Origin of the sequence: Capillimicrobium parvum (genome assembly GCF_021172045.1) — a bacterium.
Taxonomy (GTDB): domain Bacteria; phylum Actinomycetota; class Thermoleophilia; order Solirubrobacterales; family Solirubrobacteraceae; genus Capillimicrobium; species Capillimicrobium parvum.
In genome coordinates, this window is sequence record NZ_CP087164.1 from 3695393 (window position 1) to 3711230 (window position 15838).

A 15838-nucleotide genomic window follows, 5' to 3' on the forward strand; every position below is an offset into this window, starting at 1 on the left:
TCATGCAGGCGCCGTGCTTTCCATGCAACCAAGATGCGACGGGCGGCCGTCACCCACAAGAGGTTGTGCGCCTGTGCTGATAACCCGCGCCGATGAGCCAGCGGCTGTTGGTGACGGCTCCCTCTGCGAGAGCTGAATCACGAGCCGATTGAACGCCGTCACGCTGAGATCAGACGTCGTTGCTCTGACGCGATTCGTTCTCGCGATCGACAGAGCGAATGGCCGGAGGAGTCTGAGGCCATGCCGACATGGCCCGAGAACCCCGACGAACCCATCGACCCCGCGATCGCGCCGCTCATCGAGGCCGGCGAGGGCGAAGCGGAGGGCTTCGACGTAGCCGAGGCTGACCTCATCAGGCACGCCGAGCACTCGGACCAGCATGGCACCGATCCCATCTGGCGGGATGCCGCCGGGTTCCCCCCGGAAGAGATCCCGCGGCTGGATGACGACCGCTACGGCGTGGCCGACGACGAGGACCCGGAGACCTGATCGTGTTCAGACAGACAAGGAGCAAGAGAATGGACGACGCCAAGCAGTCCGCCGAAGATCTGGCGATGCTCGAGCAGCTCAACAAGGACTTCTTTCACTCCGACCAGTTCAGCGATGTCAAGCGCTTCAGCGAGTTCCTCGCCGAGGACTTCATCTCGCAGTTTCCGGGTGTCACGCGCAACCGTGCCCAGTTCCTCGACTACATCGCCAAGCCGCGCCCCTTCCAGGATCTCGCTATGCACGACGTCAACATCCGCATCCTCAGTGACGTCGCGTTGATCCACGGCCGTGCCACTTACACCATGATCGCCGACACAGCGCAGCAGGAGGCTCTGTATACGGACGTGTACCAGAAGCGCGAGGGCACCTGGGTCTGTGTCGCAGCCTGTGCGATCGCTCCGGGCGCCTGACCGCCCGCGAGGCGACGCGTCGGGAAACCCGCCGTCGGCTACCCGGCGGCTCGGGTGATGTACGACGATCTGGCGGCAAACACGCGCCTGGACGACGCCCGCCACGGCGGCGAGCGCCGGTGGGCGGCAGATGTCGCACCGGCGGGGACCCTGACGCGCTCGCCTCCTCGCTGCTCGCCCCTCACCGGACGTTCGCTCGGGCCGCGATCTCTGGTCTGGTCGGCGATCGAGAAACAGAGGCTCGAGCCGATTGAGCCGGCCGGGCCGCGTCGCGGCGGTTCACCCGACGGATCGCGCGCTCTCGCGCACGCCGAAGACCTCGCGCTGCTTCGCGCCGCCTGGCGACCCGGCGGCGGCCCGGGGCAACAAGACGAAGCGATCGAGCGATACCGAAGGCGTTCGAACCCGCCCGGATCCGCGCCGTAGGGTCATCTCATGCAAGGCTTGGAAGATGTCAACGTCAGCGACGGCGAGCCCGTTCCGGCTTCCCTGATCCCACGAGCAGTGACGGCCGGCGAGCTGCACTTCGACGACGGGGCGATGCAGACGTTCGACCCGAACGGAGACACGAGCTACGTCGAGGCGGACGGTCGATTCACGCACGGCAAGTGGTACCTCGACGAAGATGGACGCTTCTGCTCGTTCTGGCCGCCGGACTATCGAGCTTGTTACGACCTGCTCTGGATCGTCGAGGGCGACGAGATCGTCGGGCTGAGATTCACCGAGCCGGGCCGCAGCACGCGATTCGACGGTCGATACAGGACGTCGGCTCACGGGGCCCGCCCGTGATGCAGCTCACCTGCGAAACCGTTCTGGCCGAGGGCGTTGTCGACCACGTGTAAAGCGCCGATCCTGTTGGGCGTCGACGAGCGTCCGGCGAACTTCACGTCCTCGGCGTACTCCGGGGCTCCCCCGCTTTGGTGCCCTTCCTCGCGCCCACCCTGGACCTGGGAGCAGCGGCGGCGATGAGGGGGCGCGAGCAGGGGCCGGACGGCCGGGAGCGAGCGACCCGTGACTATCGGCGGATGCGAGGCGCCGGCTGCGCGTCGAGGCTTCGCGCCCGAAGTCCGAGCTGCCGAGTACGCCGCTGCGCCGGCTGTTGACCGGCGAGTGACCTGGGTCAGGCCGCGGCGGCCACCGGCACCGAAGCGAGCCCGGGCCCGCAGGCCCAGACGTCGTCCGTGAGCTGGCCGGCCCGATCAGATGTCCAGCGCCCGCTCTCGACAAGGTGGTCGCACAGCGTCTGGATGTCTGACACGGCGGCCCTCGCGGCCGCGTCCTCGACGACGTCCGCGCAGAACAGCAGGGCGTCGGCGGCGTGGCGGATCCGCGCCTGCTCGGAGACCAGCAGCTTGGCAGCGCCCAAGTCCCTCACGGTTCGGATCACGCGGCCGTAGGCGCATGCGCGCGGACCAGTCACAGTCGCTCCTCCTCATGGGCTGACATCACCCCACAGACGGTGCCGCCGCGGCCCGCGCCCGGCAACAGCAAACGCAACGCACATGATCAGGCTCGCCTCTCACCCATACCCCACGGTCTTCACCTACTTCACCGTCGTGGCGGTTGCGCTCGCGTATTGCGCCCGTTGCCGATTGCCTCGGACGATCGACCGTTCGCCCGCGCGGATTGGCGGACGGGCCCGCACGTTGCAGTGTTCGGCGCTCACAAGCAGGGTCCGAACACTGACTGGCTCGGCGAGTCCGAACGTGGGGCCGTCCCCGGACGCGAGCACAGAAAGGCCACGCATGCCCCTCACAGACCCCGTCGAGACCAGCCCGTGTGATCGTGCGCGCAAGGACGGAACCGTTGATGTTCTCGAAGCCGGGACAGGGCACTGATGCCTCTCGCCACGCCGTGTCAGTACGCGGCGATGCTCGACGCGGCGGCCGATCGCGGGTACGCCTACGCGGCCGTCAACGTCACCTCTTCGGAGACGTTGAACGCCGCGCTGCGGGGGTTCGAGCTCGCGAACGCGGATGGAATCGTCCAGATCACGGTGGGGGCCGCCGAGTATCTCTCCGGGACCGGAGCGAAGGACGCGCTCCTCGGCGCACGCGCACTCGCCCACTACGCCCACGTCGTCGCCGAGGCGAGTCCGGTCCTCGTCGCCCTTCACACCGATCACTGCCCACCAGCGCACGTCGACGACTGGCTTCGCCCGCTGCTCGCCGAGTCCCGCCGGCGGGTCGCACGCAACGCCGCTCCTCTGTTTCACTCGCACATGTTCGACGGCTCCGCGCTTCCGCTCGCGGAGAACCTGCGGATCGCCGCTGACCTGCTCGCGGTGTGCGCCGAGCTCGACGTAGTGCTCGAGGTCGAATCCGGTGTGGTCGGCGGAGAGGAGGACGGCATCGCCGGGCCCGACAAAGCGCACCCCGACCTCTACACGACCCCCGAGGACCTCCTGCAGGTCGCCGGCGCCCTGGGTGTCGGAGAGCGCGGCCGGTACCTGCTCGCGGCGGCGTTCGGCAACGTGCACGGAACCCACGCTCCGGGCAACGTGGTTCTCCGCCCCGAGATCCTGCGAGACGGCCAGCGAGCGCTCGCGACCGCGTACCCCGGCGCCCGCTTCCAGTACGTGTTCCACGGCAGCAGCGGATCGAGCGCCCAAGAGCTCGCCGACGCGGTCTCGTTCGGGGTGGTGAAGGTGAACGTCGACACCGACAACCAATACGCGTTCACCCGGGCGATCGCCGGTCACGTGCTCGACCACTGGGAAGGTGTGCTCAGGATCGACGGCGGCCTCGGGGACAAGCGCAGCTTCGACCCGCGAGCATGGGGCCGCGCCGGAGAGGCAGCGATGGCGGAGAGGGTCCGGCGCGCGTGCGAGCAGCTCGGATCGGCCGGGCGCAGCCTCGCATCCTCGGCGGCGGTGATTGACGGCGCCGGCCGGGCACTGGCCGATCCCAGCTGAGTCTCGATCAACGTTGGATCTCGCGGGTGCGGCCGAGAAGGCATCGGCTCACGGGCTGATCCAGCCGCGGTCCCAGATCCTGGGTGCTGGTGCTGGCCCCAGGCGGCCGCCGGGCGCGTGCGCCTTCGCTCGCCGGTCGCTGCCAGCGGCCCGAGTCCACCGACTCGCGATATGCCCTGGTAGCCCTTGAGCGCGACCGCGACCGCGACCGCGAGTGACCCCGCTGCGCGATGCCGACAACGCCGGCCGATCGACCGATCGGCCGGCGGTGTCGAAGAGGACTCTGTCGATGCTTCAGTTTGCAGGCGATGAAGTTCCCCCGGATGTGCAACCCATGGACCGAGCGCCCGCTCATCGACGACGCCTTCGATGCCTATCTCGAGTGGCGGGACGAGTCCGCCGAGGTGAGGCACGCCTACGAGCGGTGGAACTGCGCGCCGGCACGCGAGGCCCGGAGGGAGTTCTGGGCCTACCGCGCCGCACTCGAGCGCGAGGAACACGCCGCACGCGTCTACGGCAGGCTTGCGAGCCGGTTGGACGCGACGACGCGCGAGCGCGCTGAGCAGCGACGCCTCTCACACCTTCGGCCGTTGCTCTCGTGACGGCGTTCTCGGTCCTTAGCGTCCACGGCGTGCCGCTGAGCTCTCGTGCGGATCATGCGTAGCGCGAACGACGTCGGGTCGGACGCGCCTCCGACGAACCCCACCCCGGGGCTCCGGCGGATCCTCTTCGTCTCTGACGCAGCTGTCGCCGACGTCGACGAGCTGCCGCCCATCGTCCGCGCGATCATCGACGCCGCGATCGAGGTCTATGTTCTCACGCCTACGCTCCCCGGACGACTGGCCTGGCTCGCCGATGACCTGGATCGATTCCGGCACCATGCCGACGAGCGCCTCGACACGGTCCTGAGCCAATTGCACGCGATCGGTGCGAACGTGGGCGGCGCGGCTCGCCTGGGAAGCATCCTGACGGTCATCGCCGACGCAGTGACGGCGTTCGAGCCCGATCACATCCTCATCGCCCTGCACGTCTCAGAGCACGCCAACTGGCAGGAGCGCCGGCTCGTCGAGCACGTCGAGAACCGTTTTCGCCTGCCGGTCACCACGTTCGCCGTCGACCCCGCCGGGCACACTCGCACGGCCGACGGTCCGCTGCTGCTGTGGTACGACGGATCGGAGGATGCCAAGTACGCGATCGAGCACGCAGGGCGCCTGCTGGGCGGCCGCGATGCGCTGGTCGTGACCGTCTGGCAAGCGACGCCCGCACCGGGCAGCCCCGCATCCGCCGGCGTGTCGGATCTCGTCGACGTCGATCGCGCCGCCGCCGACCTCGGCGAGCGCCTGGCCTGCGACGGCGTTCGCATCGCGCAACAGGCAGGCCTTCACGCCAAGCCGCTCGCCGTCGAGGCCACCGGACCGGTATGGAGGACGGTCGTCGAGACCGCCGACCGCCACGACGCGGCCACCATCGTCGTGGGATCGGGACCGACCGGTCTGCGACCGCTGCTTCTGGGAAGCGTCTCGGGCACGATCGTGCATCACGCCGATCGACCCACGCTGGTCATCCGCAGTCCCAGCAGACCGGGCGCTCCGCACACTGAGCACGAGGATTCGGGTCGCCGTGGCGAACGTCATCGGGGCCGGCGCCGCGATCCGTCTGAAGCAGTGCATCCCACCGAAGGAGAGAACATGAGCGTCGAAGAGATCCTCGGAACGCATCGGCGTCCACTCATCGCCGACGTCGCCACGCTTGCGGCGTGCATCGACGAGTGCGCCGCGTGCGCGGCGACGTGCACGATCTGCGCCGACGCGTGCCTCGCCGAGCCCGATATCGAAACGCTGGCTCGCTGCATCCGGCTCTGCCTCGATTGCGCCGACGCGTGCGTTGACGCCGGGCGCATCCTCAGCCGCCAGACCGACCCTGACGCGGACACGCAGCTCACGGCGCTCCAGGCATGCCTGGCCGCGTGTCGCGCCTGCGCCGCGGAATGCGAGCGTCACGCGCATCACCATGAGCACTGCCGTCTGTCCGGCGAGGAGTGCCGCCGGTGCGAACGCGCCTGCGCTGACCTGCTCGCGGCCCTTGGCGGCGCGCCACGGTGAACCTGACCCGCCACGCACGTGCGCCGACTCCGGGCCGGGACGGCCGTCGCCCTCGCCGCACCCCGCGCGGCTGCCGACGCCGAGCGCAACAAGCCTGACCGCAGCAACGACGCGCGCTCGCACCGTCGCACACGGTTCACCGACGGCTCGGATGCGGCCGTTATCCGACGGCCCAGGACGAGCGCGCATCTCGAGCGCGCACACGTCGCGCGGCCCGACCGCTGAGCCGCGCGCCACGCGCCGTGACCGCGGCTGCCGGCGTCTGGCTCCGGTCATCGGATCGGCGAGACATCGGTGGCGCCATCAATCGTTGAGATGCGCCGCCGGACGGCCGGCGTCAGCATCCGCGGATCTCGTGATCAGCCGAGCCCCGCGGCCGCGCGTGGCAAAGCTGATGGACCAGCGGATGAGGACGAGAAGCCGGTTCTGGAAGCCCACGAGATAGAAGAGGTGCACAAGCAGCCAGGTCGTCCACGCGAGGAAGCCGCTGAGCTTGATGCCCTTGATATCGGCGACGGCGGCGGCGCGGCCGATGGTGGCCAGGTTGCCCTTGTCGTGGTACCGGAAGGGCGGCGCCGCGCCGCCCCTCAGGCGGGCGCGGGCGGCCTTCGCGACGTAGCGGCCCTGCTGGATGGCGACCGGGGCGACGCCAGGGAACGTGATCGCCGTGCCGTCGCGGCCGCGGACGCGGACCATGTCGCCGAGCGCGAAGACCTCGGGATGTCCGGGCAGGGTGAGATCGGCCTCGACCGTCACTCGTCCCGCGCGATCCTTCTCCGCGCCGGTGAGCTCGGCCAACTGCCCGGCGAGCCCTGACGCGGTCACCCCGGCGGCCCAGACGACGGTGCGCGCTGGGATGCGCCGCGTCGCGTCATCTGCGTCCTGGAGCGTGACGCCGGTCCCGTCGACGTCGACGACGGTGCTGGCGAGCACCGGGGTGACGCCCAGTCGGCGCAGCGACCGCTCGGCCTTCGCCGACAAGGACGGCGGGAAGCCGGTGAGCACGCGGTCGCCCGCCTCGATGAGCAGGATGCGGCCGCTGCCGGGATCCGCGGTCCGGAAGTCGCCGCGCAGGCTGTCGCGGGCGAGCTCGGCGATCTGGCCGGCCATCTCGACGCCGGTGGGGCCGGCGCCGACGACTGCGAACGTCAGCCACTCGGCGCGCCGGTGGGGATCGCGCTCGAGCTCGGCGGCCTCGAAGGCGGCGAGGATGCGGCTGCGAACGGTCAGCGCGCTCTCGAGCGACTTCACCTCGGCCGCGTGGGCCCTCCACTCGTCGTGACCGAAGTAGGAGTAGTGCGAGCCGGCCGCCACGATCAGCGTGTCGTAGGGCACCGGCTCCGGCGTCGGCAGGTCGCCGACCGATCGGAGAACCACTTCGCGCCGCCGGAGATCGAACCCAGCGATCTCGGCGAGCAGCACGCGCACGTTGCGGTTGCGCTTGAACACCGCCCGCAGCGGGTACGCGACCTCGCCCGGCGACAACGCGCCGGTGGCGACCTGGTAGCTCAGCGGCTGGAACAGGTGGAAGTTGCGCCGGTCGATCAGCGTGATCTCGACGTCCGCCCCCCGCAGGCCGCGCGCGGCGTGGAGTCCGCCGAAGCCGCCGCCGACGATGACGACTCGGTGGGCGCGTTCGGGGGCGCTCAGGACGTCACCTCCACGACCTGGTCCCTGCGGACGTGAGTCAGCGGCCACAGACGGGTGACGTCGCCGGTCGCCCAGGTCGTCGCCGACAGCGGCCGATCCCGCACCTTGAGGTTCGCCGCCATCGAACGTCCGTCAAGAGGCTGGCTTCGTCTCGGCGGCGGGGTCGACGGCTTCGCCGAGCAAGGCGCGAACAGCAGCCTCCGTGTGACCGTAGTTCCCCTCACCGATATGGGTGTAGCGAATCCGGCCCGCGCGATCGATGAGGTACATGGTCGGCCAGTACCGGTTCTCGTACGCGTTCCATGCGACGAAGTCGTTGTCCAGTCCGACGGGATACTCGAGGCCGTGCTCCCGGACGGCGCGCTCAACGTTCTCAACGGACCGCTCGAACGCGAACTCCGGGCTGTGGACGCCGACGACCGCGAAGCCCGGCTGGTACTGACCGTGCATCCGACGCAGGAAAGGGATGGTGCGCTGGCAGTTCACGCAGGCGAAGGTCCAGAACTCGAGCAGGACGACGCGGTCGCGAAGGGCCGCAAGCCTCAAAGGCTCGCCGTCCGGAGTGTTGAACCACGGCTCGACGCCCACCAGTTCCGTAGCGCAGCCGAGGACAGGCAACCGACGCGCAGCATCCTCCTGCATCGGTGCGCGAGAGGTGTTGCGCGAAGGGAAGGCCATGACCCGATTGATGGTGGCGGGCGGATGAGTCACGGCGATCACGTCGGCCGATCGCACGATCACATGTGCCGATCGAGATGGATTCGTCGCCCAGACGGCCAGGAAGACCACCAGGCTCGCTCAGGGTGAGAAGCGATGACCACCCGGCCCGCCAAGCGCCGGCACGTGAGCGCTACGACGCCGCCAGCTTGGCGCGGGCGCCGGCGGCGCGGACCGCGCGCGACAGGTGGTCGAGGTCGTAGGCGCCGTGATGGCGGCGCCCGTTGATGAAGAACGTGGGCGTGCCGGACACGTGGCCGAGATCCGCGCCCTCCACGTCCTCGGCGATCCGGTTCGCCCCAACGCGACCTTGCAGGTTCTCGGTGAAGCGCGCCACGTCGAGCCCGAGTCGGGCGGCGTACGACACGAGATCGGCCATCTGCAGCTTGTTCTGGTGCTCGAGCAGCTGGTCGTGCATCTCCCAGAACGCCCCCTGATCGGCGGCGGCCTCAGAGGCCAGTGCCGCCAGCTCGGCGTGAGGATGCACGTCTGTGAGCGGCAGGTGCCGCCACACGTAACGGACGTCCGCGAAGTCGCGGAGCAACTCGCGCACCTCGGGCTCTGCCCGCCCGCAGTACGGGCACTCGAAGTCGCCGTACTCGACCACGGTCACCGGCGCGTCGAGCGGACCGCGGATGTGGTCCGACTCAGGATCGACCGGGAACTCGAGGTCGAGGAGCGGCTCTGCGCCGCCGAGCAGGGCGGCGATCCGGCGCCGCTGCGACAGCAGTCCGATGGTGCGGAACACCAGCCACGTGACGGCGGCCGCGCCGACCGGGGCGGCGAGGATGCCGGCCTTGGCCTCGTCGAGCTGTGCGCCGTGGAAGGCCAGCGTGGCCACGAGCAGCGACAGGGTGAAGCCGACGCCGGCGCTCGCGCCTGCGCCTGCGACGGCACCCCAGCCCGCCGTCGGTCGCAGTCGCCCGCGTGAAAGCCAGGTCACGAGGAGCGCCGTGCCGACGATGCCGAACGGCTTGCCTGCGACGTAGCCGACGAGAACGCCGAGCGTGATCGGCGAGTGCGCGGCCCGCTCGAGGAAGTCGCCGTCGATCTCGATCCCCGCATTCGCCAGGGCGAACAGCGGGACGATCACATAGCTCGTCCACGGGTGATAGAGGAGCTGCAGGCGCTCGTTGGGCGAGATCGCGCTCCTGATGCTCTCGCGGGCCATGCGCTGGAGCTCGGGCGTGGGCTGCTCGCGAAATTCGCGGAAGCGCCTTCCGGCGTGCTCGAGGTCCGAGCGGGCGGCGGGCCTGGCCCCACACCAGGAGCCCAAACGCGAGGCCGACCACCAGCGGCTCGATGCCCGACTCGAGCACGAGGACCCACATCGCGCTGCCGAGCACGAAGTAGGGCGCTCCGCGCCGCAGCTTGAGCCCGAGCTGCAGCACCAGCGCCACCGCAAACAGCCCGGCCGCCCAGATCAGCGGCATGAGGTCGATCGAGTCGCTGTAGACAAGCGCGATCACGACAAGCCCGAGCAGGTCGTCGGCGATGACGACCGTGAGCATGAAGGCCCGCAGGCGGTCCGAAGCCCGCCCACCGAGCAGCGTGAGCAACCCCAGCGCGAACGCCGTATCGGTCGACATCGCAATGCCCCAGCCCTGGGCGGCCGAGCTCCCGAGGTTGAACGCGAGGTCGATCGCCACCGCGGCACCCATGCCGCCGACCGATGCCAGGAAGGGAAGCACCAGCCGCCGGCGCTCGCGAAAGTCGCCGAGGTCGAACTCACGCCGCGCCTCCAGACCGAGCACGAAGAAGAAGAACGCCATCAGCCCGCTGTTGACCCACTCGCGCAGCGTCAGCTCGACCCCCCCGTCGCCGAGGTCGATCGAGAACACGGCCTTCCACAGCCCCTGGTAGGAAGAAGCGTCCACGTTCACCCACACGAGCGCCGCCGCCGTCGCCGCGAGCAGGACCACGGCGCCGCCGCTCTCGGTGCGCAGGAACTCGCGCAGCGGGCTCTTGAACCGGCGCGTCCACGCGGTCGTCCCCGACCAGAGCTCCGCGCGAGTGGTCACCGGCGGTCCGCCTCGTTCACGGCTCGGCCGGGATCAACGCGCCACGCGATCAGCCTGACGGGAGGCTGTCGAGGACTCGGGGACCTCGAGCCTGGAGCTCTCGCGCGCCAGCAGGCTGCGGCCGGTCTCGTGATCGAAGAGCTGCAGCTGAGACGTGTCGACCCAGAGCCGGGCCTCCTGTCCCTGCTTGATCGCGCTTGCCGCTGCGAGGCGAGCGACGACCTGAACGCCGTCAGCAGAAGGAGCCACGCCGGCCAGGTCCGTCTCGTCTGCGAGCTCCTCGAGCTCACTCGATGAGACCGGCGGGGAGTCGATCGTGAAGTGAGCGTAGGAATCGGAGCCGAGCGCCTCGAGGACGTCGATCTTGGTCTTGAAGATGTGGCCCCGTGCCGGAACGGTCACCAGGCGCGCGTCCTCGAAGTGCTCGGGACGGATCCCGACGATCACCTCGCCCCCGCCCGCTCCGTCGGCCGCTTCCAAGCGCCCGCGCATCTCGCGTGTGACGTCCAGCTCCCCGATCGGTGTCCGTAGCTGATCTCCGTCGAGTTGGCCCGGTAGGAAGTTCATCGCCGGCGAGCCGATGAAGCCCGCGACGAAGAGGTTGACCGGGTGCTCATACACATCGGCGGGCGTTCCCACCTGCTGGATCCGCCCGGCGCGCATGACGGCGATTCGATCGCCGAGCGTCACCGCCTCGACCTGGTCGTGCGTGACGTAGATCGTCGTCGTCCCAAGCCGCTCATGAAGGCGCGAGAGAGCGGTCCGCGTCTGCACCCTCAGCTTGGCGTCGAGGTTGGACAGGGGCTCGTCCATCAGGAACGCCCTGGGGTCGCGGACGATCGCGCGCCCCATCGCAACCCGCTGGCGCTGCCCACCCGAGAGGTTGGCCGGCTTGCGGTCGAGATAGCGCTCGATATCCAGCACCCTCGCCGCCTCTCCCACCTTTCGGGCGACCTCCTCGCGAGGCGCCCCCGCCAGCTTCAGGGCAAAGCCCATGTTCTGCGCCACGGTCATGTGCGGATACAGCGCGTAGTTCTGAAACACCATCGCGATGTCCCGATCCCGCGGCGCGAGATCGTTCACCACATCGCCGCCGATCCGGATGACGCCCTCGGTGACGTCGTCGAGTCCGGCGACCATTCGCAACGCCGTCGACTTTCCGGAACCCGACGGACCAACCAGGATCATGAACTCTCCATCCGCGATCGCGAGGCTCATGTCCGAGACCGCCACGACACCGTCGGAGTAGCGCTTGGTCACGTGTTCGAAATCTATGCTGGCCACCCTGGCCCCTTTCTGCGCGCAACGCGCCGTGCGCGTCGGCTGCGCCGGACCGCCGCGGCGGCCCGGGTTTCCATGTGTATCCGTCTGACGCGCGGCATCCTCAACCGCAGTGTGCGGCCGTGGAGACCCGGTTCAACAGCGCGCCGTGATCGGCGAATCGGCGCGGACGATCAGCCGTGACTCGTCGCGCATCCCCCGCGGCGGACGATGCGCGGCCGCGCGGGGGAAGCGTGACGCGCCGGCGTGCGCGCGCGTCGGCGGTGAACGCCGAGAACGGCACCGCCGTCGGCTAGCTGTCGAGCCCGGTGACCTGCCGAACGCGGTCGAGTGGGGGTCGGTTGCCGAGGGCGCTGTGGGTGCGCCGCTCGTTGTAGTGGCGCACCCAGTGTGGCAGCGAAGCTCGACGGGCCTCGCTTGAGGCGTATTCGAGCGCGTAGGCCCACTCACGCTGCAGCGTCTGCTGGTAGCGCTCCACTTTGCCGTTGGTGCGCGGCGTGTAGGGCCGCGTGCGGAGGTGATTCATCGCCCTGGCGTGCAGCAGTGCCTTGAGCGTCTTGTTGTGGACGTAGGCGAACGCGTTGTCGGTCATCAGTCGCTCGGCGACGATGCCGTGCTCGAGGAAGAAGTCCAGCGCGCGACGGGTAAACGCGGTGACCGTGGCGGCCTTCTCGTCGTCGTGGATCTCGCTGTAGGCCAGGCGGCTGCAATCGTCGACGATCGAGTGGCAGTACTCCCAACCGACCCGCCGTGAGCGCCTGGTGCGGTCGCCGGTGACGGCGTGGCCGGGCTCGGTGAACTTGCCGAAGCGCTTGACGTCCATGTGCAGCAGGTTGCCGGGGCACGGCCACTCATAGCGGACGACCGCCGGCCGCTCAGGGGCGGGGCGCCGGGACACGCCGGCGCGTTGCAGGACTCGGTGGACGGTCGAGTGCGACCGCGCGATCTCGGGCTCGTCGGCGAGCCTCCGTGGGCTCCATCCGGTCCGCTTGCGCAGCTCGCAGATCCGCTGGGCCTCCTCGGCTGGCACCTGTCGCGGTGAGCGGTGCGGGCGGCTGGAGCGCTCGGTCAGACACGCCAGCGATGTTTGCTCGTCCGGCGTGGCTTGGCGCCAGCGATGCACCCACTCCCACACGGTCGACTTCGAGACGTTCGCCCAGGGGGCCGCCTGGGCGAACGTCTCGCCGTCGTCAACAACACGACGAACGACAACCTCGCGTCCACGCGCGGTGAACCGGGCTCTATGGTGCGCCATCCGGGCCTCCTTGAGACGTGTGAGCTTCGACACCCACACCCTCTCGGCAGGCCCGGACCTACTTCACGGCGTTCGGAACGTCCCTGGGCACGTCACCTAGCCCGCGGGCGGTGCGACCTCTTGGCGGCGCGGGAGCTTCCAGCTGGGCCGTACGAAGTGGCAGGTGTAGCCGTTGGGGTATCGCTCGAGGTAGTCCTGGTGCTCGGGCTCGGCCTCCCAGAACGGGCCGGCGGCCTCGATTGCGGTGACGACCTTGCCCGGCCACAGCCCGGAGGCGTCAACGTCGGCGATCGTCTCCCGCGCGACGCGCTCCTGTTCGGCGTCGAGGGGGTAGATCGCCGATCGATAGCTCGGCCCCACGTCGTTGCCCTGGCGGTTCTTCGTCGTCGGGTCGTGAATCTGGAAGAAGAACTCGAGGATGTCGCGGTAGGAGATCTGCTCGGGGTCGAAGACGATCTCGATCGCCTCGGCGTGGGTGCCGTGGTGGCGATAGGTCGCGTTGGGCACGTCGCCGCCGGTGTAGCCGACGCGCGTCGAGATCACACCGGGACGCTTGCGCAGGAGGTCCTGCATTCCCCAAAAGCAGCCGCCGGCCAGGATCGCCTTCTCCGTCGTCTGGGTCATCGGTCGCTCCTCGCGTTCGCGGAGCGCGCCGGGGAGGCCGGCACGCGGATGATCGTCTTGCCCTTGCGTCGCTCGGTCGGATTGAGCGCCGCAACGGCATCGTCGAGGGTCGCGACGGTGCCGATGTGCGTCCGCAGGCGTCCGTCGCGGATCCGCTGGACGATCTCCCCCAACTGGCCACGATCGGACTCGACCACGAAATCGATCGCCAGGCCGTCCGCGGGCGGCGCCTCGGGAGGCCCGACGACGCTCACCAGCGTTCCTCCGGCCCGAACCAGGCCCGCGGAGCGCTTCTGGATGTCGCCGCCAATGACGTCGAACACCAGATCGACGCCGCCGACGTCCTCCAGCGCGTCGGTCTGAAGGTCGACGAACTCGTGCGCGCCGAAGTCGAGCGCCGTCTGGCGGTCGGCGGCGCGTCCGGTGCCGATCACGTAGGCGCCGAACTCGCGGGCGAGCTGGGTCACCATCGAGCCGACCGCGCCCGCCGCGCCGTGTGCGACGACGCTCCGCCCGGCCTGGAGTCGACCGTGGTCGAACAGTCCCTGCCACGCCGTCAGGCCCGAGATCGGCAGGCTCGCGCCCACCACGAAGTCGACGTCGCCCGGAAGCGGCGCGAGGTTCCGCGCCTCGACGGCCACATACTCCGCCAGCGTGCCGTCGCGATGCCAGTCGGTGAGGCCGAACACGCGCTGTCCCACCGACAGTCCCGTCGTGCCGTACCCCATAGCGGTCACCACTCCGGCCAGCTCGTGCCCAGGGATCGACGGTGCCCTGTCCCCGCCCCGGCGATCGGTCCAGGTAGACGGCCACTCCAGCTCGGTCGGCACGAATCCCGACGCATGAACCTCCACGATGACGTCGTTGATCGCCGGCAGCGGCTCGGGCCGCTCCACCAGGCTCATCCCGTCGGTTCCCGCCGCCTCGTCCGTCACCACAATCGCCTTCATGGGAATCGTCTCCTCGATCATTTGTCTCGTTTGGTCGTTGATGGGCGCGTGTCGCTCACCAACGGACACGGACGATCGTCTGCCCGCTGATCCGCTCAGTCGGGTTGAGGGCGGTGACGGCATCGTCGAGGGTCGCGACGGTGCCGATGTTCGTTCGCAGTCGTCCGTCGCGCACCCGCTGGACGATCTCCCCCAGCTGTGCGCGATCGGGCACGACGACGAAGTCGATTCCTCGGCCGTCGGCGGGCCGCGCCTCGGGGGGGCCGGCGATGGTCACCAGCGTTCCTCCGGTCCGAACCAGGCCCGCGGACCGCCTCTGGATGTCACCGCCGATGACATCGAACACCAGATCAACGCCGCCGACGTCTTCCAGCGCCTCGTTGCCGAGGTCCACGAACTCGTGCGCGCCGAAGTCGAGCGCCGTCTGGCGATCGGCGGCGCGTCCGCTGCTGATGACGTAGGCGCCGAACTCGCGGGCGAGCTGGGTCACCACCGACCCGACCGCGCCGGCCGCTCCGTGCACCAGGACGCTCCGCCCGGCCCGAAGACCGCCGTGGTCGAACAGTCCCTGCCACGCGGTCAGACCCGGCATCGGCAGGCTCGCACCCACCGTGAAGTCCACGTCGCCCGGAAGCGGCGCGAGGTTTCGCGCCTCGATCGCCACATACTCAGCCAGCCCGCCGCCGCGATACGAGTCGGTGAGGCCGAACACGCGCTGTCCCACCGACAGTCCCGTCGTGCCGTACCCGAGTGCGGTCACCACTCCGGCCAGCTGCTGCCCAGGGATCGACGGCGTTCGGTCATGGTCAAGGCGATCGGTCCAGGTCGAGGGCCACGTCAGCTCGCCCGTGGTGAATCCCGACGCATGAACCTCGACGACGACGTCGTTGATCGCCGGCAGCGGCTCGGGCCGCTCCACCAGCCTCATCCCCGCCGTTCCCGCCGCCTCGTCCGTCACCACAATCGCCTTCACGGGCACCTCACCATTTCGAGTTCTCGCCACAGGGCTGACGAGAACAACGGAACGCGACAGCGGTGCGCCCGGCAACACGGGGCGACGCTCAGACGATCGGGGCTTCCGATCACGACCGGCGGTTGCCGGGCTTGACGCGCTCGATCAGCGACGCGCGTCGGATAGCTCACGACGGGGTCGGCGGCCGTCATGAATCGGCGCTCGGACCCGGTCGGGCCCCGAGGACTCGTCAGCGACGATGCTGTGGATGTCGACGAACGCGTGGCACCGACCTGCGCTGCGCGGTCGGCCGTCTGGCGGCCGTCGCGCATCTCCACGTGCCCATACACCACGGCTGATCGGCGCACGCTCTCACGTCATCGCCGCGTCGTCTCGTCATGGCCGCGCACAGGCGCAACCTTGGAGCCATCGCTGCGCTGCGGCCGGTGGACAAGCTGGCGTGGAGCGGCCGC

The 15838-nt window shown here is 69.7% G+C and carries 15 protein-coding genes and 1 pseudogene; 7 read left to right on the forward strand and 9 right to left on the reverse strand.

The features are described 5' to 3' along the window. Window positions 1–240: 240 nt before the first annotated feature. The 4 genes from DSM104329_RS18020 to DSM104329_RS18035 are packed head-to-tail and all read left to right on the forward strand — an operon-like array spanning window position 241 to window position 1688. Window positions 241–489 carry a hypothetical protein gene (locus DSM104329_RS18020; protein ID WP_259311236.1) on the forward strand — a complete coding sequence of 83 codons (249 nt, stop codon included), beginning with the start codon at window positions 241–243 and terminating at the stop codon, window positions 487–489. Between the two features lie 29 nt (window positions 490–518). Then, complete coding sequence (locus DSM104329_RS18025) at window positions 519–899, forward strand: nuclear transport factor 2 family protein (protein WP_259311237.1); 381 nt, start codon at window positions 519–521, stop codon at window positions 897–899. Window positions 900–956: 57 nt separating this feature from the next. Next, window positions 957–1325: a hypothetical protein gene (locus DSM104329_RS18030; protein ID WP_259311238.1), complete on the forward strand. Its 369-nt coding sequence runs from the start codon at window positions 957–959 to the stop codon at window positions 1323–1325. 9 nt (window positions 1326–1334) lie between these two features. Continuing rightward, window positions 1335–1688, forward strand: a complete 354-nt coding sequence (locus DSM104329_RS18035; protein WP_259311239.1) for a hypothetical protein — start codon at window positions 1335–1337, stop codon at window positions 1686–1688. Between the two features lie 331 nt (window positions 1689–2019). Here the strand turns inward: DSM104329_RS18035 and DSM104329_RS18040 are convergent, their stop codons facing one another. Next, window positions 2020–2265 (reverse strand): hypothetical protein, encoded by a 246-nt coding sequence (locus DSM104329_RS18040; RefSeq protein ID WP_259311240.1) that lies wholly within the window; start codon window positions 2263–2265, stop codon window positions 2020–2022. A 471-nt stretch (window positions 2266–2736) separates the two neighbouring features. Here DSM104329_RS18040 and fbaA point away from each other — a divergent pair, with 471 nt between their 5' ends. The 3 genes from fbaA to DSM104329_RS18055 all read left to right on the forward strand — a co-directional run bounded on the left by fbaA (window position 2737) and on the right by DSM104329_RS18055 (window position 5915). After that, window positions 2737–3813 (forward strand): class II fructose-bisphosphate aldolase, encoded by a 1077-nt coding sequence (gene fbaA / locus DSM104329_RS18045; protein WP_259311241.1) that lies wholly within the window; start codon window positions 2737–2739, stop codon window positions 3811–3813. 308 nt (window positions 3814–4121) lie between these two features. Next, window positions 4122–4415 carry a hypothetical protein gene (locus DSM104329_RS18050; protein ID WP_259311242.1) on the forward strand — a complete coding sequence of 98 codons (294 nt, stop codon included), beginning with the start codon at window positions 4122–4124 and terminating at the stop codon, window positions 4413–4415. A 54-nt stretch (window positions 4416–4469) separates the two neighbouring features. Continuing rightward, window positions 4470–5915 (forward strand): universal stress protein, encoded by a 1446-nt coding sequence (locus tag DSM104329_RS18055; RefSeq protein ID WP_259316232.1) that lies wholly within the window; start codon window positions 4470–4472, stop codon window positions 5913–5915. Between the two features lie 303 nt (window positions 5916–6218). On the opposite strand, the gene DSM104329_RS18060 is transcribed toward DSM104329_RS18055, so the two are convergent. From DSM104329_RS18060 to DSM104329_RS18100, 8 genes and pseudogenes are all read right to left on the reverse strand, one after another. Beyond that, window positions 6219–7613, reverse strand: a complete 1395-nt coding sequence (locus DSM104329_RS18060; protein WP_259311243.1) for an NAD(P)/FAD-dependent oxidoreductase — start codon at window positions 7611–7613, stop codon at window positions 6219–6221. An 84-nt stretch (window positions 7614–7697) separates the two neighbouring features. Then, window positions 7698–8354, reverse strand: a complete 657-nt coding sequence (locus tag DSM104329_RS18065) for a redoxin domain-containing protein (protein ID WP_259311244.1) — start codon at window positions 8352–8354, stop codon at window positions 7698–7700. Between the two features lie 61 nt (window positions 8355–8415). After that, a pseudogene (locus tag DSM104329_RS29160) lies at window positions 8416–10303 on the reverse strand (Na+/H+ antiporter NhaA). A 33-nt stretch (window positions 10304–10336) separates the two neighbouring features. Next, entirely contained in the window at window positions 10337–11587 is a 1251-nt protein-coding gene (locus DSM104329_RS18080) for an ABC transporter ATP-binding protein (protein ID WP_259311246.1), read from the reverse strand. A 289-nt stretch (window positions 11588–11876) separates the two neighbouring features. Beyond that, the gene (locus tag DSM104329_RS18085; protein ID WP_259311247.1) at window positions 11877–12839 is read right to left on the reverse strand and encodes an IS481 family transposase; all 963 of its coding nucleotides are present in this window, start codon (window positions 12837–12839) and stop codon (window positions 11877–11879) included. A 96-nt stretch (window positions 12840–12935) separates the two neighbouring features. Further along, the gene (msrA, locus tag DSM104329_RS18090) at window positions 12936–13463 is read right to left on the reverse strand and encodes a peptide-methionine (S)-S-oxide reductase MsrA (RefSeq protein ID WP_259311248.1); all 528 of its coding nucleotides are present in this window, start codon (window positions 13461–13463) and stop codon (window positions 12936–12938) included. Beyond that, window positions 13460–14413 (reverse strand): NADP-dependent oxidoreductase, encoded by a 954-nt coding sequence (locus tag DSM104329_RS18095; RefSeq protein ID WP_407655933.1) that lies wholly within the window; start codon window positions 14411–14413, stop codon window positions 13460–13462. The genes msrA and DSM104329_RS18095 overlap by 4 nt, the downstream gene beginning before the upstream one ends. A gap of 55 nt (window positions 14414–14468) precedes the next feature. Beyond that, complete coding sequence (locus DSM104329_RS18100; RefSeq protein ID WP_407655934.1) at window positions 14469–15386, reverse strand: NADP-dependent oxidoreductase; 918 nt, start codon at window positions 15384–15386, stop codon at window positions 14469–14471. Between the last annotated feature and the right edge of the window lie 452 nt (window positions 15387–15838).